The organism is Nocardioides sp. BE266, assembly GCF_031457855.1.
Taxonomy (GTDB): Bacteria; Actinomycetota; Actinomycetes; order Propionibacteriales; family Nocardioidaceae; genus Nocardioides.
The window spans coordinates 435,255-454,504 of record NZ_JAURTI010000002.1; the positions used below are offsets into that span (position 1 = coordinate 435,255).

17 protein-coding genes are annotated in these 19,250 nt (G+C 71.4%); 10 read left to right on the forward strand and 7 right to left on the reverse strand.

The features are described from left to right. Complete coding sequence (locus J2X46_RS06480; protein ID WP_310248270.1) at positions 1–1,128, forward strand: DUF5938 domain-containing protein; 1,128 nt, start codon at positions 1–3, stop codon at positions 1,126–1,128. A gap of 3 nt (positions 1,129–1,131) precedes the next feature. Beyond that, positions 1,132–2,685, forward strand: coding sequence for a long-chain fatty acid--CoA ligase (locus J2X46_RS06485; RefSeq protein WP_310248271.1), 1,554 nt, complete (start codon positions 1,132–1,134; stop codon positions 2,683–2,685). 3 nt (positions 2,686–2,688) lie between these two features. Here J2X46_RS06485 and J2X46_RS06490 read toward each other — a convergent pair whose 3' ends face one another. The 3 genes from J2X46_RS06490 to J2X46_RS06500 form a co-directional block, all read right to left on the reverse strand. Next, entirely contained in the window at positions 2,689–3,339 is a 651-nt protein-coding gene (locus tag J2X46_RS06490) for a TetR/AcrR family transcriptional regulator (protein WP_310248273.1), read from the reverse strand. Positions 3,340–3,421: 82 nt separating this feature from the next. Further along, positions 3,422–3,910 carry a TspO/MBR family protein gene (locus tag J2X46_RS06495; RefSeq protein WP_310248276.1) on the reverse strand — a complete coding sequence of 163 codons (489 nt, stop codon included), beginning with the start codon at positions 3,908–3,910 and terminating at the stop codon, positions 3,422–3,424. A gap of 35 nt (positions 3,911–3,945) precedes the next feature. Continuing rightward, positions 3,946–5,514, reverse strand: a complete 1,569-nt coding sequence (locus J2X46_RS06500; protein WP_310248278.1) for a bifunctional NAD(P)/FAD-dependent oxidoreductase/class I SAM-dependent methyltransferase — start codon at positions 5,512–5,514, stop codon at positions 3,946–3,948. A gap of 67 nt (positions 5,515–5,581) precedes the next feature. Here J2X46_RS06500 and J2X46_RS06505 point away from each other — a divergent pair, with 67 nt between their 5' ends. Both J2X46_RS06505 and J2X46_RS06510 read left to right on the forward strand, forming a co-directional pair. Next, on the forward strand, positions 5,582–6,142 hold the full coding sequence (locus J2X46_RS06505; protein ID WP_310248280.1) for a helix-turn-helix transcriptional regulator: 561 nt from the start codon (positions 5,582–5,584) through the stop codon (positions 6,140–6,142). 9 nt (positions 6,143–6,151) lie between these two features. Then, positions 6,152–7,624 carry a cryptochrome/photolyase family protein gene (locus J2X46_RS06510; protein WP_310248281.1) on the forward strand — a complete coding sequence of 491 codons (1,473 nt, stop codon included), beginning with the start codon at positions 6,152–6,154 and terminating at the stop codon, positions 7,622–7,624. A 92-nt stretch (positions 7,625–7,716) separates the two neighbouring features. Here J2X46_RS06510 and J2X46_RS06515 read toward each other — a convergent pair whose 3' ends face one another. Next, positions 7,717–8,874: an endonuclease gene (locus tag J2X46_RS06515; protein WP_310248283.1), complete on the reverse strand. Its 1,158-nt coding sequence runs from the start codon at positions 8,872–8,874 to the stop codon at positions 7,717–7,719. 312 nt (positions 8,875–9,186) lie between these two features. Between J2X46_RS06515 and J2X46_RS06520 the strand changes: the two genes are divergently transcribed. From J2X46_RS06520 to J2X46_RS06540, 5 genes are read left to right on the forward strand one after another with little or no spacing between them, the layout of a single operon-like run. After that, complete coding sequence (locus J2X46_RS06520) at positions 9,187–12,621, forward strand: sensor histidine kinase (RefSeq protein ID WP_310248285.1); 3,435 nt, start codon at positions 9,187–9,189, stop codon at positions 12,619–12,621. Further along, on the forward strand, positions 12,618–13,055 hold the full coding sequence (locus J2X46_RS06525) for a roadblock/LC7 domain-containing protein (protein WP_310248288.1): 438 nt from the start codon (positions 12,618–12,620) through the stop codon (positions 13,053–13,055). Before J2X46_RS06520 ends, J2X46_RS06525 begins: the two co-directional genes overlap by 4 nt. 13 nt (positions 13,056–13,068) lie before the next feature. Then, complete coding sequence (locus tag J2X46_RS06530) at positions 13,069–13,437, forward strand: DUF742 domain-containing protein (protein ID WP_310248291.1); 369 nt, start codon at positions 13,069–13,071, stop codon at positions 13,435–13,437. Further along, the gene (locus J2X46_RS06535; RefSeq protein ID WP_056906137.1) at positions 13,418–14,014 is read left to right on the forward strand and encodes an ATP/GTP-binding protein; all 597 of its coding nucleotides are present in this window, start codon (positions 13,418–13,420) and stop codon (positions 14,012–14,014) included. The genes J2X46_RS06530 and J2X46_RS06535 overlap by 20 nt, the downstream gene beginning before the upstream one ends. Before the next feature lie 3 nt (positions 14,015–14,017). After that, entirely contained in the window at positions 14,018–14,833 is an 816-nt protein-coding gene (locus J2X46_RS06540) for an ABC transporter substrate-binding protein (RefSeq protein ID WP_310248298.1), read from the forward strand. Between the two features lie 65 nt (positions 14,834–14,898). Here J2X46_RS06540 and J2X46_RS06545 read toward each other — a convergent pair whose 3' ends face one another. Together J2X46_RS06545 and J2X46_RS06550 are read right to left on the reverse strand one after the other, a co-directional pair. After that, positions 14,899–16,056, reverse strand: a complete 1,158-nt coding sequence (locus J2X46_RS06545; RefSeq protein ID WP_310248302.1) for an ionic transporter y4hA — start codon at positions 16,054–16,056, stop codon at positions 14,899–14,901. A gap of 35 nt (positions 16,057–16,091) precedes the next feature. After that, a complete protein-coding gene (locus tag J2X46_RS06550) occupies positions 16,092–17,090 on the reverse strand; it encodes a (p)ppGpp synthetase (RefSeq protein WP_310248304.1) in 999 nt (332 codons plus the stop codon). Between the two features lie 93 nt (positions 17,091–17,183). On the opposite strand from J2X46_RS06550, the gene J2X46_RS06555 reads away from it, so the two are divergent. Continuing rightward, positions 17,184–17,786, forward strand: a complete 603-nt coding sequence (locus J2X46_RS06555) for a hypothetical protein (protein WP_310248306.1) — start codon at positions 17,184–17,186, stop codon at positions 17,784–17,786. Positions 17,787–17,794: 8 nt separating this feature from the next. Here J2X46_RS06555 and J2X46_RS06560 read toward each other — a convergent pair whose 3' ends face one another. Then, entirely contained in the window at positions 17,795–19,207 is a 1,413-nt protein-coding gene (locus J2X46_RS06560; RefSeq protein WP_310248308.1) for a phosphodiester glycosidase family protein, read from the reverse strand. Between the last annotated feature and the right edge of the window lie 43 nt (positions 19,208–19,250).

Consider the following 19,250-nt stretch of genomic DNA (forward strand, 5'->3'; position numbering starts at 1 on the left):
ATGAGCGAGAAGAAGGTCGTCGTCTACGGAGCGTCCGGCTACACCGGCCGCCTGATCTGCGAGTACCTCCGCGAGTACCACGTGCCGTTCGTCGCGGCCGGACGCAGCCAGGACAAGCTCGAGTCCGCCATGGCCACCAACGTGGCCGGCATCGAGACCGCCGACTACGAGATCAGGACGGTCGACCACGACGTCGAGAGCCTGGCCGAGCTCTTCGACGGCGCCTCGGTCGTGTGCAACACGGTCGGCCCGTTCAGCACGCTGGGCCCGGTCGTGGTCGAGGCGGCGCTGAAGGCCGGCGTCCACTACACCGACACGACCGGCGAGCAGGACTGGCTGATCGACTGCGACGAGAACTGGGGCGCGAAGTTCGCCGAGAAGGGGCTGCTGCTCTCGCCCGGCATCGCGCAGATGTACACCACCGGCGAGATCGCCGCCCAGCTCTGCCTGGAGAAGCCCGGCCTCGACACCCTCGACATCGCGGTCTTCTGGGGCGGCTCCCCGACCATCGCCTCGACCGAGACGATCCTCGTCAACGCCGCGTCCTCGGCCGCGCACTACCTCGCCCAGAACGCGTACGTCGCCTGGGATCCCGGGCAGGGACTCGTGCCGCTCGTGGTGCCCGGGCAGCACGACCTCGCGCTGTCGCTGCCGTGGGGCGGCACGTCGCACCCGGTGTGGTTCAAGCGCGACCCGCGCGTGGCCAACTGCAAGGCGCAGGGCGGTGTCTTCAACGCGGCGCTGATGAACGGCGTGCCGCAGATCGTGGCGGGCGCGCTCGAGGCGACCAAGGACATGAACGACGCCGACAAGGCCGCCGCGCTCACCGCGACCGCCCGCCAGGTGATGGACCAGATGCCGCCGCGGGAGAACCCGCGCGTCAACAAGTCCCTCGACTCGGTGCACGCGTCCGGCCCGCTCGGCCGCGCGCACTGCGTCATCCACGGCAACTCCAACTACAAGCAGACCGGCCTGATGCAGGCCTACGCCGCCTACTCGCTGCTCCAGCAGCCGCCGCGGCGCGCCGGCTTCGCGTCGGGCTGCCAGGCCTTCGGCCACCACGAGCTGCTCGGGGTGCTGCGCACCTTCGGCCTCGTCTCCCCGCCGGTGCTGACGACGCAGGACTGACGCGTGCGGCTCCACGACTACCTCGACAAGGGCGCCAGCCTCGGCGCGGACCGCCCCTGCCTGACCACCGACGGCACCTCGATGTCGTACGACGACGTGGTGGCGCTGTCGCGGCAGGTGGCGGCAGCGCTGCTGGCGCGCGGCCTCGGTGCCGGCGGACGGGTGGCGATCCTGTCCGCCAACGACCCGGTCGCCTTCACCTGTGTCTTCGGGATCAGCCGGGCCGGCGGCGTGTGGTGCCCGATCAACCCGCGCAACGAGGCGGCCGAGAACCGCGAGCTGCTCGAGCTCTTCGGCGCCGAGGTCGTGCTCTTCCAGTCGGGCTTCGCGCCGCTGGTCGCGGCGATCCGCGACGACCTGCCCGGCGTGCACACGTGGGTCTGCCTCGATGCCGACGACGCCGACGACGCCGCTCTCACCTTCGCCGACTTCCTCTCCTCGGGCGCTGCGGCTGAGGTGCCCGAGGACCACGGACCCCCCGGTGCCGACGAGCTGGCAATGCTCGTCGGCACCGGGGGCACCACCGGCCGCCCCAAGGGCGTGATGCTCACGCCCACCAACATCGAGACGATGACCGCGCTGACGTTGATGGGCTATCCCTTCGACGGGCCGCCGGTCTACCTCGCGCTGGCGCCGCTCACCCACGCCGCCGGCGTGCTCTGCTTCCCGGTGCTGTCACTCGGCGGCGAGGTCGTGATCATGCGCGCACCCGACGTCGGCGGCTTCCTGCGGCTCGTGCAGGAGCACGGCGTGACGCACACGTTCCTGCCGCCGACGCTGATCTACATGGTGCTCGGCAGCCCCGCCCTCGAGTCGACGGACCTGAGCAGCCTGCAGTGCTTCTGGTACGGCGCGGCCCCGATGTCGGCGTCACGGCTCGAGGAGGCGCTGACCCGCATCGGGCCCGTGATGGCGCAGCTGTTCGGCCAGACCGAGGCGCCGATGATGATCTCGATGATGCCGCCGGCCGACCACTTCCGGGCGGACGGCTCGATCGCCACCGAGCGGCTCACCAGCTCCGGCCGGCCCGCGCCGCTGGTCAACGTCGCGATCCTCGGCGAGGGCGACCGACCGGTGGCGCCGGGGGAGCGGGGAGAGATCTGCGCCCGCTCGTCGCTGGTGATGGCCGGCTACTGGCAGAACCCCGACGAGACCGCGCGCACGCTGCGCAACGGCTGGCTGCACACCGGCGACATCGGCTTCCTCGACGACGAGGGCTTCCTCCACATCGTCGACCGGGCCAAGGACATGATCATCACCGGCGGCTTCAACGTGTACTCGACCGAGGTCGAGCAGGCCGTGCTCGCCCATGAGGCCGTCCAGGACTGCGCGGTCATCGGGCTGCCCGACGAGAAGTGGGGCGAGCGGGTGGTCGTCGTGGTGCAGGCGCACCCCGGTGCCACGGTCGACCCCGACGAGCTGACCGCCTTCGTCAAGCAGCGGATCGGCTCGGTGAAGGCGCCGAAGGAGGTCCACGTGTGGACCGACCTGCCGCGCTCGAAGGTGGGCAAGGTCCTCAAGACCGACATCAAGGCCGAGCTGGCCGGACCGGCGTAGGCCTCAGGCGAACAAGGTCGGCAGCAGCGCGTCGACGCGACCGGTGAGCGCCTCGAGGGCGCGTTCGCGCCGGTCCTCGGGCCCGGCCGCCCACGCCAGGAGCGTCTGCGCGAAGAGTCCGTCGAAGATGGCGTAGCAGGCCGACGAGTCGATGAGCGGCTGCTGACCGGCGAGCTCGGCGTAGCGGGTGACGATCCGCCAGACCATCGCCTGGAGCTGGGCGTCGATGTCGAGCACCACGTCGCGCAGTGCCGGCTCGAACATCGCCTGGTTGCGCAGGTCGTACCAGAGCTGGTGCAGAGGGGCCTCCTCGCGGATGGTCTCCTCCACCTTGGCGATCAGGCCCGAGCGCATCTCCTCGGCGGTGGTGGCGCGCTGCACCACACCGTCGTACCTCGTCACGCACGTGCGCTCGTAGTAGCGCACGCAGTAGAGGATCAGCTCCTCCTTGCTGGAGAAGTAGTAGTGCACGACGCCGTGCGAGAACGGCGAGTTCTGCGCGATGTCACGCAGCGTGGTCCGCGCGTAGCCGAGCTCGCCGAGGGTCATCAGTGCCGACTCCGCGAGCTGGTCACGGCGGCTGTCGTGCTTGCTCGGGCGCGCCGCACCAGGGGCGACGAGGTCGCTCACGTAGGCCGGTCCGGGCGCTGCCATGACGCGACACTACGTGTGGGAGATCTGCCTCTCGTCCACCTGTCGTCAACAATTCACTGACTCCCGGACAACGGTCCAGATCCTAGTTGAGCACCACGATCCCGGCGTTGAGGGCCGTCGCGAAGCAGACCCACGCGAGGTAGGGGACCAGCAGCCAGGCCGCGATCCGCGACCCGCGCCACGCCCACGCGACGAGCAGTGCGACGGCCACGTCGAGCGCGACGATCTCCACCAGCGCGACGGTGTAGAGGTCGGCTGCGAAGAAGAGCGGCGTCCACGCCAGGTTGAGCAGCAGCTGCGCCGTCCAGAGCCAGAGGGTGCGGTCCCAGCCGCGGTCGCGCCACAGCAGCCAGCCCGCGACGCCGATCATCAGGTAGAGCACGGACCACACCGGCCCGAACAGCCACGACGGCGGCGCGTACGGCGGCAGCTCGAGCGCGCGGTAGGTCTCCTGCGAGCCCGCGGCCGCGAGGCCACCGACCCCGGCGACGGCGACGACCGCGACCAGGAAGGGCAGCAGCGTCCACCAGGGACGGGCCGGCGGGCTGAGGTGGAGCTCCCGGGTGCTCATGTCCTCCATCCTGCCGACCTGCCCCCAGCGGCGGCTCACCCCTTGCGACGGGCGCGCAGCACGGCGTCGGCGACGGTGACGTCCTCGCCGGTGTTCGGGTGGACCTGCGTGCGGGACCGCGCCTCGCACACCTCGACCACGAAGTCGTCCGGGAGCGCCGGCGCCAGCTGGTCGGCGGTGAACATGAAGCTGTCGTGCCCGTGCCGCAGCCCGGTCGCCAGGTCCTCGGGGTGGTGCCCGACCACCAGCAACGTGCCGCCCGGCGCCACCGCGGCGGCGAGACGTCGTACGACATCGGGCATGCCGCCGTCGGGCAGGTGGAAGAAGTGGGACGTGATGAGGTCCCACGTCTCGCCGTCGGGCACGAAGGTGCGTACGTCGACGCGGCGGGTCTCGACCCGCTCGCCGACCCCTGCCTCGGCGGCGTGCGCCTGCGTGCGCACGAGGGCGGCATCGGCGAAGTCGACCGCGGTCACCGACCAGCCCCGGGAGGCCAGCCAGATCGCGTCGCCGCCCTCGCCGCAGCCGATGTCGAGCGCGCGGCCCGGCGCGAGGGAGGTGGCCTCGGCCTCGAGCTGGGCGTTGACCCGCCCGCTCCAGACCTTGTCGCCGGAGTATCGCTCCTCCCAGGCGGGCCGCTCGAAGAAGCCGTCACGGCGGGCCTGCGCGGCCTTGGTCGCGTCGGCGCCGGCGATCTCGGCGTTGATCCAGGCGCCGACCCGCAGGCCGTGCGCGGCGGAGGCGATGAGCATCATCGAGATGTCCGTGGCGTTGCCGGCCGCGAAGATGCCGGGCACCGCGGTGGCACCGGTGGGCTCGACCTCGATCACCGACCCGAAGGCGACGCCGTTCATCTCGAAGGGCTTCGGCTCGATCCCGACCGGGGCGAGGAAGTCGGCGCGGACGTGCGGCTTCGTGCCCACCACGATGGCCTGCCGCTCGAGCACGGAGCCGTCCGCGAGCCGCAGGCCCACCAGCGCGTCGCCGTCGGTGACGACCTCCTGCGGGGTGCCGTGGTGGAAGCGGACGCCGATGGCACCGAGCCGCTCCTCCTCCTCGGCGGCGATCTCGACCCCGTCGTGCACGACCACCACGACGTCGTCGGAGAGCTGGCGGAACAGCAGCGCCTGGTGGGCGGCCATCGGCGTGGTCGCGAGGACGGCGATCGCCTGGTCGCGCACCTCCCAGCCGTGGCAGTAGGGGCAGTGCAGCACGTCGTGGCCCCAGCGCTCGGCCAGCCCCGGCACGTCGGGCAGCTCGTCGACGACACCGCCGGTGACCAGGATGCGCCTCGCGCGCACCCGCCGCCCGCCCGCGGTGGTCACCAGGAAGTCGTCGACCTCGCCGGAGAGCCCGACGACGCGGTCGTCGAGCACCTCGACGCCGTACGCCGCCACCTCGGCGCGGCCGATCTCGAGGAGCTCGCGCGGCGGGACGCCCTCGCGGCCGAGGTAGTTGTGGGCGTGGTCGGCAGGCGCGTTGCGGGGCTCGCCGGCGTCGATGACCAGCACCGACCTCCGCGACCGCCCGAGGGCCATCGCCCCGCTCAGGCCGGCTACGCCGCCGCCGACCACCACCACGTCATAGGTCTTCATCTCGTCCATGCTCCCGAGGATGCACCGGCCTTGTCGGGATTGACAAACATTCTTGCCGAAGTGGCAAACTAGGGGAATGGACGACGACGGAGTGCTGCGCGCGGTCGGCCCGCGGCTGCGTCAGCTGCGCCTCGAGCGCGAGGCCACCCTGACCGACCTGGCGGAGGAGACCGGCATCTCCGTCAGCACGCTCTCGCGGCTGGAGTCGGGCCAGCGCAAGCCCACCCTCGAGCTGCTGCTGCCGCTGGCGCGCGCCCACCGGGTGGCCCTCGACGAGCTGGTCGACGCACCGGAGACCGGCGACCCGCGGATCCGCTCGAAGCCGACCGTGCGGCACGGCCGCACTTTCATCTCGCTCACCCGCCGGCCGGGCGGGCTCCAGTCGTTCAAGATGATCATGCCGGTCGACGACGACCCCGGGCCGTCGCTGAAGACTCACGAGGGCTACGAGTGGCTCTACGTCCTCAGCGGGAAGGTGCGGCTCATCCTCGGCAGCCGCGACCTCACCCTCGGTCCGGGCGAGGTCGTCGAGTTCGACACCCGCACGCCCCACTGGGTGGGCAATCCCGGTCCGACGCCGGCCGAGGTGCTGGCGATCTTCGGCCCGCAGGGCGAGCGGATGCACGTCCGCTCGTAGGTTGGGTCCATGACCACCCGCTGGCTGTTCGGCGACCAGCTCGGCCCGCACTTCACCGACGACCACCGCGGGCCGTTGCTGCTGGTCGAGTCGCTGGGTGTCTTCCGGCGACGCCGCTTCCACCGGGCCAAGGCGCACCTCGTCCTCAGCGCGATGCGGCACCGCGCCGCCGACTTCGGCGACCGGATGACCTACGTCCGCGCCGAGACGTACGCCGAGGTGGCCGGCGAGGTCGGCGACCTCGAGGTCGTGCACCCGACGTCGTACGCCGCGCTGGGACTGGTCGAGCGGCTCGGCGCGACCGTCCTCCCACCGCGGGGCTTCGCGACGCCACGGGACGACTTCGAGCGCTGGGCCGAGGGCCGCAAGGGCACGCGGTTGCTGATGGAGGACTTCTACCGCCGCGCGCGGCTGGCGCACGGTGTGCTGGTCGACGGCAGCGACCCGGCCGGCGGGCGGTGGAACTTCGACCACGACAACCGCGAGCCCCCGCCGAAGGGCGCGGCGACGCTCGGCGTGGACGAGCCCTGGTGGCCCGAGGAGGACGACGTCGACGCCGAGGTGCGCGAGGACCTCGACCGCTGGGAGCGCGACGGCGTCATCGAGACGATCGGGCGCGACGGCCCGCGGCGCTTCCCCGCGACGCGGCGCGAGGCGCTGGCCGCTCTCGACCACTTCGTCGAGCATCGGCTGCCGCACTTCGGCGCCCACGAGGACGCGATCCTCGAGGGCGACCCGTGGATGGCGCACAGCCTGGTCAGCGCCCCGATGAACCTCGGGCTGCTCGATCCGCTCGAGGTCGCCGAGCGCGCCGAGGCGGCGTACCGCTCCGGGGCGGCGCCGATCGCCAGCGTGGAAGGGTTCGTGCGACAGGTCATCGGCTGGCGCGACTACGTCTGGCACCTCTACTGGCACGAGGGCGACGGCTACCGCCGCACCAACGAGCTGCGCGCCACCGAGCGGCTGCCGCAGTGGTTCGCCGAGCTCGACGCGGACGCCACCGACGCGCGTTGTCTCTCGCACACCCTCGACCAGGTCGCCGAGCACGGCTGGGTGCACCACATCCCGCGGCTGATGGTGCTGGGCTCGTACGCCCTCCAGCGCGGGTGGGCGCCGACGCAGGTGACCGACTGGTTCCACCGCGCCTTCGTCGACGGCTACGACTGGGTGATGGTGCCCAACGTGGTCGGCATGTCGCAGCACGCCGACGGCGGCGTGATGGCGACCAAGCCCTACACGTCCGGCGGCGCCTACATCAACAAGATGTCCGACCACTGCGGCTCGTGCCGCTTCGACCCGAAGGTGCGGGTGGGGGAGGACGCGTGCCCGTTCAGCGCGGGCTACTGGTGGTTCCTCGACCGGCACCGCGAGCGGTTCGCCGCCAACCAGCGGATGTCGCGCGCGGTGCATGGCCTGGACCGGCTCAGCGACCTCGCCGAGCTGGTCGAGCAGGAGGGCGCCCGGGGCAACCGGGCGCCCTGATGGGGTACTTGGCACCCATACCTCCCGCTTTGTAGCGAATGCATTGGCTACAAAGCGGGAGGTTCCCCGGATATCCGGGGATTCCAATGACCTCAGTTCCAGATCGACGCGGCCCACTCCGGGTGGTCGATGAACGGGTTGCGGTTGTGCTGCCACTGCGAGTAGATCCGGTCGTTGCGGCGCATCTCGAAGGCGTCGACCGGGTCGGCGGCGTTCCACTGCAGCAGGATGTCGAGGTCGCCGATGCGCGGGACGGGGCTGCCGGACACGGTGCTCAGCTCGAGGTCCTGGAAGCCGTCGTCGCCGCTGTAGCGCACGGCCATGTAGAACAGCATCCGCGCCACGTCGCCCTTGACCGCGTCGCGCGGCTCGAAGGAGTCACTGTCGGTGAAGCAGTCGTTGCAGCCCGACACGGCCGAGCCGCCGTTGTCGAAGTCCTTGTTGCCGCGGGTGCCGTTCACCGTCACGTCCTCGGCGCGCAGGTGGTGCAGGTCGGTGCCGGGACCGGCGCTGGTGGTGAAGCCGCCGCGCGACTGGGCGAAGACGTGCTCACGGTTCCACTGGCCGCTGCCGCCGCCGTTGCTGGTCTTGGCGATCGAGCGGCCGGTGTAGAGCTCGATGACGTTGCTGGTGTTGTTCGGGTCCTGGTCGGTGTCCTGGAGCGCGGTCCACACGGCGTCGTACGACAGCTTCGTCTGGTCGTCGATGATGTCGTGCAGCGCACTCTTGAGCGCCGTACCGCTCTTGCCGATCGCCGGCGCGTAGTAGGTGCTGTCCCACGGACCGGTGCCGCCGGTCGGCGGCGGGTCGGTCGGGCCGCCGCTGGAGAGAGCGAAGGCGGAGGTGCCGGTCATGCCGGGGTGGGAGAAGTACGCCGCCAGCGCGCCCGTGACGTCGATCTGCTTGCCCATCAGCGACGGGTTCGACTTGAGGCCCCACTGCGCCCGGAAGGCGGAGGGGATCTGGACGTAGAGCATCGACGAGGTGCTCGTCTGCGACGCCGAGTCGGCGATCGCGAGCGCGTAGTCGTTGGGGAACCCGGAGCGTACGACGGTGCTGGTGGCCGTCGGCTGGCCGACGACGTAGCCGCGCACGGTCTGCGTCGCACCGGTCTGCTGGCCGATGGCCTGGCTGACGGTGAGCGGGCTCGCCGCCGTGGCCGGGGTGGTGGCCGTGGGGAGGACGAGCAGGACGAGGGAGGTGACAAGGGCAGCCGCGAGTGAGCGGCCCTTCCCGAGATGAAGGGTCATGGCAGGTGAGCCTGCCCGAACATCGGCGCCGGCGGAAGAGAGGTGGGCGGTTGTCGCCGGAGCGCCGCGCGGTGTTCACCCGCGTCACTCCAGACCCTCCGTGCACCCTGGAAATCAGGTCTGGTGGTGCGGCTGGTACAGGTGGGACACTCCTGACGCTCAGGTGGGCGTTCGCAACGGCCCATACACCCCCCCTTCACCAGTTCTGCGAAAACGCCACGGAATGTCGCCCGACTCTTTAGGTTGAGTCTGCTCCGGTCCCCCGGGGACCAACGTTTCGTCGTCGAATCGCTCACGTATCGCGAGGCACACATGACTCAGGACGCAGCCAAGACCCGCCGGGAGGCGGGTTTCTCGGTCGCCGGATGGCCACTGAGCCGCAAGATGGCTCTGGCCCTGGCGATCCCGCTGCTGCTCGCCGCCACCCTCGGTGGCCTCCGGGTGAGCAACGACGTGGCTGACTCGCGCAACGCTGCCAGCAGCGCCAAGCAGGTCACGATCATCCAGCCCGCCGTCGACTACCTGACTGCCTCCGAGGCCGCGATGGTGGCCGCCCAGTCCGACAGCGCCGCCAGCCAGGGCGACCTGATCGACGCGATCGACGACATCACGACCAACGCGGAGACGCTGACCCAGGTCCGCGACAGCGCCGACCTCAACGACGTACAGGCCGCGCACGTCAACGCGCTCCTCGACCTCAGCCAGGCCATCCGCGGCGAGGGCGCCGAGGACCTCGGCCCCGCCACCTGGATCGCCCTGGTCCGCCAGCTCGAGTCCAGCGTCTCCCAGCTCATCACCAGCGTGAACGCCGCCCAGGAGACGCCCGAGCCGCGTCTGGAGCAGCTGTCCCAGGCGATGAGCGGTCGCCTCTCGCTCGCGATGCAGCAGGGCTTCGTCGCCACCACGCTGGCCCAGTCCAGCTCGCAGGAGCTCTTCTCGGAGATCGGCGTGGAGGCGGCGGCCATCGACCGTCTCGCCGGTTCGGTCGAGGGCGCCGAGGAGCAGACGGCCGCCCTCCGTACGCAGAACACCCGCCACGCCGGGCAGATCCGCGACGACGCCGCCACCAACCTCGACGGCCGCGACGCCTACGCCCCCTACGACGAGATCACCCAGAAGCTCATCAGCGGTGTCACCAAGTCCCTCAACGACGCGGCCTCCGTCGCTCGCCGCAACGCGCTCGTCGGTGCGGCCCTGACGCTCCTCGCGCTCGGCGCCGCGATCTTCATCGCCTTCGCCATCGCCCGCAGCCTCCTCGATCCCATCAACCGGGTGCGCGAGGGCGCGCTCGCCGTGGCCCGCCACCGCCTGCCCGACGCCGTCGCCCGGATCCGCGCCGGCCAGGAGCCCGAGCCGATCAAGACGATCGACGTCACCACCAACGAGGAGATCGGCCAGGTCGCCCGTGCGGTCGACGACCTCCACCGCCAGGCCATCCACCTCGCCTCCGGCGAGGCCCAGCTCCGCCAGACCGTCAACGCGATGTTCGTGACGCTCTCGCGCCGGTCCAACTCGCTGGTCAACCAGCAGCTGGCCCAGATCGAGCGCCTCGAGCACGACGAAGAGGACCCCAAGCGCCTCGAGTCGCTGTTCCGCCTCGACCACCTGGCCTCGCGCATGCGTCGTACGGCCGACTCGCTGCTCATCCTGGCCGACGCCCCGAACCGTGCCGCCGGCCAGTTCAGCCTCACGGTCGGCGAGGCCCTCCAGGCCGCGACCTCGGGCGTGCAGGACTACCAGCGCGTGCAGATCCTGTCCCACCTCGGCACCCGCGTCGGCGACGACGCTGCGGCCGACGTGGTCCACCTGCTCACCGAGCTCGTCGACAACGCGCTGACCTACTCGCCTCCGGCCGAGCCGGTCCGACTCGCCGCCAAGCTCGGCGCCGACGGCGTGACCATCACGATCACCGACTCCGGACTGGGTGTGCCGCCGGCCGAGCTCGAGCAGCTCAACCGCGACCTGCAGCACGGTGCCGAGGCGACGCCCGACACCGCCCGTCGCATGGGCCTGTTCGTGGTCTCCCGCCTGGCCGAGCGCCACGGCATCGTCGCCACGCTCTCCCGCAACCCGGGCGGCGGCATGACGGCCTCGGTCGTCCTGCCCCCCGCGGTCCTGCCCGAGCTCCCGCAGACCGCTCCGGCCGTCTCGGCTGCCCCGGCGGTCGCCGAGGTCGCGGCGAGCCCGGTCGTGGAGACCGAGACGCTCGACACCGCTGTCGTCACGGGCGACTCCAAGCGCGACTCGCGCAAGCTCTCGCGTGCGGAGAAGGCCGAGGCCAAGGCCGCCGAGAAGGCGGCGAACGCCGAGGCGAAGGCCGCCAAGCGCGAGGCGAAGCGTGAGGCCGACCTCGAGCCGCTGGTCGAGACCGACGCGCCCGAGGCCGTTGCCGAGCCGACCCCGGACCGTCCCTCGCTCGAGAGCCTGCTGCCGCGCCGCGAGCCCGGGGCCAACATGCCCCGCACGGGTGCCGACGCGTTCCTGCCGCCGGAGACCTCCGGTGCCACAGGCCCGCTCTTCGGCAAGCGCTCGGAGACCCCGGCCGCTGCCGAGGAGCCCGCCGAGCCGGCCGCGGAGAGCGTCGAGGCGCCTGCCGCCGAGGTCGCCCCCGAGGTCGCCGAGACCCCTGCGACCCCCGAGGCCCCGGTCGAGCCGGCCGTGGTCGAGAAGGTTGCCCCGGTCGTCCCGATCACCGCCCTGGCCTCCCGCCAGCGCGCCCAGGCCGAGGAGGAGGCTCGCGCCTCCGAGGAGGCCGCTGCCCCGGCCGTACGTGCCCATGACCCGCTGAGCGACCCGCTGAGCGACCCGCTGCCGGTCGACGCCTTCGCCGACGACCGGGACCAGGTCGAGGAGCAGGTCGAGGAGCAGGTCGAGCCCGAGGTCGAGGTCGAGGCGCCGGTCGCCGAGGCCGAGCCGGAGCCCGAGGCCGAGCCGGAGCCCGAGGCCGAGCCGGAGCCCGAGGCGGAGCCCATCGCGGAGCTCGGGCCCGAGGAGGGCGAGGTCGAGTTCGACGCCAGCGACCCGCTGGGCCTCGACTCGCCGGTCCGCCAGCCCGAGCCCGAGGTCGAGCCCGAGGCGCCTGTCGCAGCGGACGTCCCGGTCGAGGAGCCCGTCGTCGAGGAGCCCGCCTTCGAGGAGCCCGCCGCCGAGGAGCCCGCCGCCGAGGAGCCCGCCGCCGAGGCGTTCCCGGTCGTGGACCCCTTCGTCGACGAGCCCGTCGCAGAGCCCGTCGCCGAGCCGGTCGCCGAGTCCGTCCACGAGCCGGTCCAGGAGTCGGTGCCGGAGCCCGTCGGGGTCGCCGCGCCGTCCTCGCTGGCAGCTGCGTTCCCGGTCGCCGACCCCTTCGTCGACGAGTCGAGCGAGCTGCCCGGCCTCAACGGTCTGCCGTCCCGCGGAGCCGAGCCGGCCCGTGCCGGCGGCGACTCGCCCATCTTCAAGTCGATGCGCTCGGGCTGGCTCGCCAGCGCGGGCGAGGGCGAGTGGCACCAGACCGAGGTCGACCGCGGCTGGGAGATCGCGGAGCACGTCGCCGAGGAGACTCCGGTCGCCCAGTCGACGCCCACCGGACTCCCGCGACGTGCCCCCGGAGAGCGTCTCGTTCCGGGTAGCGTTACCCCGCCCACGGCAGCCAAGACGCGTGACCCCGAGGCCATTCGTCGTCGGCTCCAGGCACACACCGCGGGAGTCTCCCGCGGCCGACGAGCAGCCCAAAGTTCCTCACAGCACACGGAAGCAGGCCCCGCATGACCTACGAATCCTCCGCAGCCACCGCCAGCGCCCCCGCTGGCGACGACCGTGACCTCGACTGGGTGATGTCGCGCTTCGTCGAGGAGGTGCCCGACGCCGCTCACGCCATCCTCGTGTCCGCCGACGGCCTCCTCATGGCGTCGAGCACCAGCATCCCGGGTGAGCGCGCCGAGCAGGTCGCGGCCGTCTCCTCCGGTCTGGCCAGCCTCGCGGTCGGCGCCGCCCGCCTCTTCGAGGGCGGCTCGGTGATGCAGACCATCGTCGAGATGGAGATGGGCTTCCTCATGCTCATGAGCGTCGGTGACGGGTCCAACCTCACCGTGCTCACCACCGAGGAGGCCGACATCGGCCAGGTGGGCTACGAGATGGCGCTGCTGGTCGACCGCGTAGGACGTACCGTCGAGGCCCAGGCCCGCGTCGGTACGGGCGGCTGACCGGACCAGCGCCGTGACGCCGCCCATCGAGCCGGAGGACGAGGCCTACCGGCCCCGCCTCATCCGGTCGTACACCATCACCGCTGGACGGACGGCAGCCACTGTCGATCTGCCCATGGAGGCCACCTTGCGCCTCCAGGCTGGTGCAGAGGCGCCCGTCCTCACCCCTTCAGCTGCGCAGGTTCTCGAGGTCTGTGACAGACGTTCCGTTGCCGAGGTGTCGGCACTGACCAAGATGCCGATCGGCGTCGCCCGGGTGCTGCTGGGCGACCTGATCGAGCAGGGTCTCATCCGTATCCAGGCAACCATCACCGAGAAGACGTCGACAGATGAGCGTCTCGAGCTCATCGAAAGGACCCTCCGTGGACTTCGAAACTACTAAGGCACAGCGCGCGGCTGCGTCGACGAAGATCGTCATTGCCGGCGGCTTCGGCGTCGGCAAGTCGACGCTGGTCGGCGCCGTCTCGGAGATCGACCCGCTGCGCACCGAGGCACTCGTCACCAACGAGTCCGAGGGCGTCGACGATCTCGCTGCCGTGCCCACCAAGGCCACCACCACGGTGGCCATGGACTTCGGCCGCCTCACCCTGGCCGAGGACCTGGTGCTCTACCTCTTCGGCACGCCCGGCCAGCGCCGCTTCTGGTTCATGTGGGACGACCTGTGCCGCGGCGCCATCGGCGCCATCGTGCTGGTCGACGTGGCCCGCCTCGACGAGTCGTTCTCGCCGCTGGACTACTTCGAGTCCAAGGGCATCCCGTTCATCGTGGCGGTCAACGAGTTCGACGGCGTCCCGCGCTACCCCGCCGAGGAGATCGCCGCCGCGCTGGCCCTGCCCGCAGACGTGCCGATCATCAGCCTCGACGCTCGTGACCGCGAGCAGGCCAAGGGTGCGCTCGTCAAGATCACCGAATACGCCCTCATGCGACTTCGTGAGTCGCTCACCGTGAATGCGAACTGACCCATGACCCGCTCGATCCGCCGGCTCAGCCCTGCCCGCACAGCTGCGGCCGCCCTGTCCTCCGTGGCCCTGATGGCCGCGCTGAGCGCCTGTGGCGGCTCCGCCAGCGGCGAGTCGGGCGACGCGCTGAGCGACGTCGACCTCGTCTTCGACGGCGCGCTCACCGTGTGCACCGACACGCCCTACGCCCCGTTCGAGTACGAGGAGAAGGGCAAGCCGGTCGGCTTCGACATCGACCTGGTGCGCAAGGTGGCCGACAAGCTCGACGTCGACCTCGACGTGATCGACTCCGCCTTCGACGACATCACCTCGGGCGACGCGCTCAACAACGATGTGTGCGACGTGGCGATCTCGGCGATGACCATCACCGGTGAGCGGGCGCGTGTGCTCGACTTCTCCAGCCCGTACTTCGACGCCAAGCAGGCGCTCATCACGCCTCGCGGCTCGGGCCTCGACACCATCGAGGAGCTCGCCGGGACGCGCGTCGGCGTGCAGAAGGACACCACGGGCGAGACCTACCTGAGCGACTACGCACCGGACTCCACCCAGGTCGTCACGTTCGCCGACGCGGCGGGCCTGCAGGCCGCGCTGGCCGCCGACGAGCTCGACGCCGCGATGCTCGACAACACGGTGTCCGGCCAGTTCGTCTCCGACAACCCGCGCCTGAAGCTCGCCAAGGAGTTCGACACCGGTGAGCAGTACGGCATGGCGGTGAAGAAGGACGGCAACATCCCGCTCCTCCGCGCGATCAACGGCGTGCTCGCCACGATGCACGAGGACGGCTCCTACGACGAGATCTACGCCACGTACTTCGGCTGATCCAGCTCACGCACGCGGCCCGGCAGGACTCCTGCCGGGCCGCGGCGCATTTCGGGCGCGACCGGTCAGGGAGCGACGGTGAGGAAGAGGAAAGCGGCCAGCAGGACGAGGTGGACCCCGCCCTGGAGCGGCTTCGCCCGGCCCGGTACGACGGTGAGGATCGCGACCGCGGCCGTGAGGACCAGCAGCACCGTCTGCAGCTGGTTGAGCCCGAGCTCGAGCGGCCCGTCGAGCCAGATGGAGGCAACGGCGATGGCCGGGATGGTGAGGCCGATCGAGGCCATGGCCGAGCCGAGGGCGAGGTTGAGGCTGACCTGCACGCGGTTGCGGGCGGCGGCCCGGACGGCAGCGATGGTCTCCGGCGCGAGGACCAGCAGGGCGATGACGACGCCGACGACGGCGTGCGGGAAGCCGAGGGCGGCCACGCCGGACTCGATGGCGGGCGACTCGATCTTGGCGAGGCCGACGACGGCCACGAGCGAGACCACGAGCAGCCCGAGGCTGGTGAGTGCGGCCTTGCCGGTCGGCGGGTCGGCGTGGCCGTCCTCGTCGAGGTCGACCGGCTCGTGCTCGAATCCGGAGGTGCCCGAGCCGCCGGCGGCCGGGGCTGCGGCGTCCGCGACGATCGGCGTGTACTGCGCCGGCGCGACCGGCAGGAAGAAGTCGCGGTGCCGGATCGCCTGCGTGAAGACGAACATGCCGTAGAGCGCGAGCGAGGCGATGGCGGCGAACGCCAGCTGGGCGCCGGTGAACTCCGGGCCCGGCTGCGAGGTCGTGACGGACGGGACGACCAGGCACAGCACGGCGAGCGCGATCACCGTCGCCAGTGCGGCGCCGGTGCCCTCGGGGTTGAAGACCGCGAGGTGGTGCTTGAGCGCGCCGACCAGCAGCGAGATGCCGACGATGCCGTTGACGGTGATCATCACGGCCGCGAAGACCGTGTCACGGGCCAGCCCGGAGGTGTCCTTGTCGGTGGTCACCATCAAGGTGACGATGAGCCCGACCTCGATGATCGTCACCGCGATCGCCAGGACCAGTGAGCCGTAGGGCTCGCCGACGCGGTGGGCGACGACCTCGGCGTGGTGCACGGCGGCGAGCACAGCGCCCACCAGCAGGATCGCGAGCACGCCCAGCACGATCCCCTCGGGGTGCGCGAACCATGCGGGCACGAGGGCCGCAAGGGCGAGGAGGGGGGTGACAGTCGTCCAAGAAGGGCGGCTCATGGGGAAACCCTAGGGGTCGCGCCTGAGGACGGTTCTCAGGTCTCCGGCGTCGTGAGCTTCTCCAGCCGGGCCCGCAGCTTGGGGACCCGGTGGCTGTTGCCCTCGAGGGTGACGTACTGCTCCCCGAAGATCGCGAGCAACGCGTCGTCGAGGCGTCGTACGGCACCGGCGGGGTAGCGGTAGCCCATCCGGCGGATCACCGCGTCGGCGTCGACGGAGGTGAGCAGGTCGTCGAGGTCGTCGATCGTGTCGATGCCGAGCTGGGCGAGCAGGTCGGCGATCCAGTCGTAGTGGTCGGTGTGCGACCAGCCGGCGTCGCTGTAGTGGCCGGCGAGGAAGGTGGCGAGCTCCTGACCGACGATGTGGTCGGCCTCGGCCTCGGTGGTGCTGCCCGGCGCCGCGGCCTGGATCCGCTCGCGGATGGTCGCGAACTCGCGGTCGGCCAGCTCGATCAGCCCGGCGGCCAGGGTGAAGCGGCGGTCGAGGTCGGCGGCGGCGTCGTCGGGGACGTTGCCCTTGTAGCGGATGTCGTGCTCGAACTCGGCCCACGCGTGCTGCAGGACCGTGCGCACCTGCACGCTGGCCCGGTGGGCCGCGAGGTCGTCGTGCTGGCCGTCGTCGTGGACCTGCACGAGCAGGTGGCGGCTGGCGTAGCCGAAGCGTCCCGACCGGGCGGTCTCCTCGCCGAGGTCGCGGTCGTCGAGCAGGGTGAGCTCGTCGGCCAGCAGGTCGGCCACTGCGGCGACGTCGCTGTGGACGTAGGTGATGACGCGGACGCCGATCTGGTCGGTGATCTGCTCCAGGGGGTCGGGGTAGAGCGGGCCGTCGCCCTCGGCGCGGTTGGCCTTCGCGGCGAACGAGGCAACGCTCTTGGTGCGGCCGGTGACGCTGAGGTAGTCGATGCCGGCGTCGTCGAGCAGGGTGCGGATGAGCTCGACGTAGCCGGCGGTGGCCGCGCTGAGCTGCGGCTGGCGGGCGGCGTACGCGCGCACGGCCCCGCGGACCGGCTCCTGCGCGTGCTCCTGCTGGGTCATGGCGTCAGCCTGCCAGTGCCCGTACGGCGTCGGCCACCCGGAGCGCCGCGCCTGCCCGGGGAGCCGTCCGGGGTTGGCTATCGTCGGATCACCATGAAGACCTCACCGCGTCTCTCGGGCGCACGCACCCACACCCGCTCCCTCGCCGCCCTCGTCACCGGGATCGCCCTGGCGACGACGCTCGCGGCCTGCGGCGACGACGACGGCGGCGACACCACCGCGAACGACCCGGCGGCCTCGTCCTCGAGCCCCTCGCCCGACGAGTCGAGCGAGACGCCGACCGAGACGCCCACCGAGGAGTCGCCCGAGCCCGACAGCGACTCCGCGTCGGGTGCCTCGATCTCGGCGACCGGCTCGGTCGGCGTCACCGAGGCGGTCGTGCTCAGCGGCACGGAGGTCGGCGGGTCGGTCTCGGAGATGGCCTTCGCGCTCGACACCGACCAGGCCAAGGCCGACTTCGCCTCGCAGTTCGAGCCCGCCTTCGCCGACGTCGTCACGCAGACGGCCACCGAGCAGCAGGCGCCCGGCGCGACGACGTACGCAGCCACGGTGGCCATCGGCTGCGAGGGCCCGCGGTCGGTCGCCATCGACGCGGGTGAGGCGGGCTTCCAGGTCCTCCCGAAGATCCCGAAGACCAACAAGGAGTGCCTGGCGCCGATGACCTACGTGGTCGTCTTCGCCGCGCCCGACGCCTGAGGGGTCGGCTACGGCGTCGGCGTCGTGGTCGGCGGGACCGTCGGCGTCGGCGTGGTGGGAACCGGCGTCGTGGGGGTCGGCGTCGGGGGCAGGATCGGCACCACCGGCGGCAGCTCGCCGTTGTAGACCACGCCGAACGCGTTGGCCACGAGCCGCTCGTTGCCGTCGGAGGGCTCGTTGACGATGCCCATCGCGCCGGTGGCGTTGCGGGAGTACATCGCCGAGGAGCCGCCGCCGTCGAAGTTGATGGCGTTCTCCGCGCCGAGCGCGGTCATCATGTCGGCGAGCTCGACCATCGTGTAGCCGCGGCTGACCGCCGAGCGGCCGTCGACCACGAGGATGAGCAGCTTGCGACCGTCGGCGTCGATGCCCACCGCCGTACGCGGGTGGGCGATGGTGTTGTTGATGACGGTGCGCACGCCGTTGACCAGCAGCGGCCGGTCGCCGCTGACGGCGAGCTTCGGGCGGCCGCCCACGATCTTCTTCGAGATCGTGATGCGCTTGCCCTTCTTGAGGTTCTTGAGCTTGCCGGCGGCGGTTCCGGTGCCGATCAGCACGCGGTCCTTCTTCCCGATCTTCTTGCCGCTCGACAGCTTGGGCTTGTTGGAGATGACCTTGTTCTTGCGGACGATGACCTCGCGGGCCCGCTTCTTGCCGGAGGTGACCTTGTAGCCCTGGGTGCGGTGCCAGTCGGAGGTGAAGATGCCGATCTCGCCGGCCGGGATCGCGGGGTGGTTGAGGCCGCTGACCTTCCACGCCTTCCGCTGGCGGATCTGGTACTGCAGGCTCAGCGGGCTGATGTGCGGGCCGGCGTCGTCGAACCACAGCGTGGAGTTCACGCCGGGGATCCAGCCGTCGCGCGAGCCGCCGAGGATGCCGCGGGCGCGGTTGATGGTGACGCCCAGCGGGGAGTCGGTCTGGCCGATGTCGAAGAAGTCGCCGTTGACCGCGGTCAGCGCGCCGTTCCAGGCGCCGAACTCGCTGACCTTCTTGCGGCTGGTGACGTAGGTCGGGGACAGCTCCTCGAAGGAGATGTTGGGGGCGTCGAGGCTGACCGTCACGAGGTTCATCCGCACCTGCCCGACCGGCTGGCGGCCGTCGACCTGGTCCCACTCGCGCAGCTGGATGCCGGGCGCGATCTCGTAGGTCACGTCGTTCTTGACCTGGGCCTTGCCGCGGAGGTGCACCTCGGGGCCGACCACGATGCCCGGCTTGCCGTCGGAGGTCTGGTTGCGCCCGCGGTAGCCGCCCGTGGTCGAGGCGGCGGCCTTCCCGGAGGTGCCCGCCGCCGTCGAGCCGCCGTCGTCGGCGACCGACGGGCCGACGCCGAGACCGGCGATCAGCACCCCCGCGGTGGCGGTGGTGAGGAGTCGCTGACGGGTCAGCTTGGTGGGCTTGAGGTGGAAGGCGTTGGCAAGCACGCGCTCCACAGTAAATGACGCACTGGGACTGGTGGGAATATTG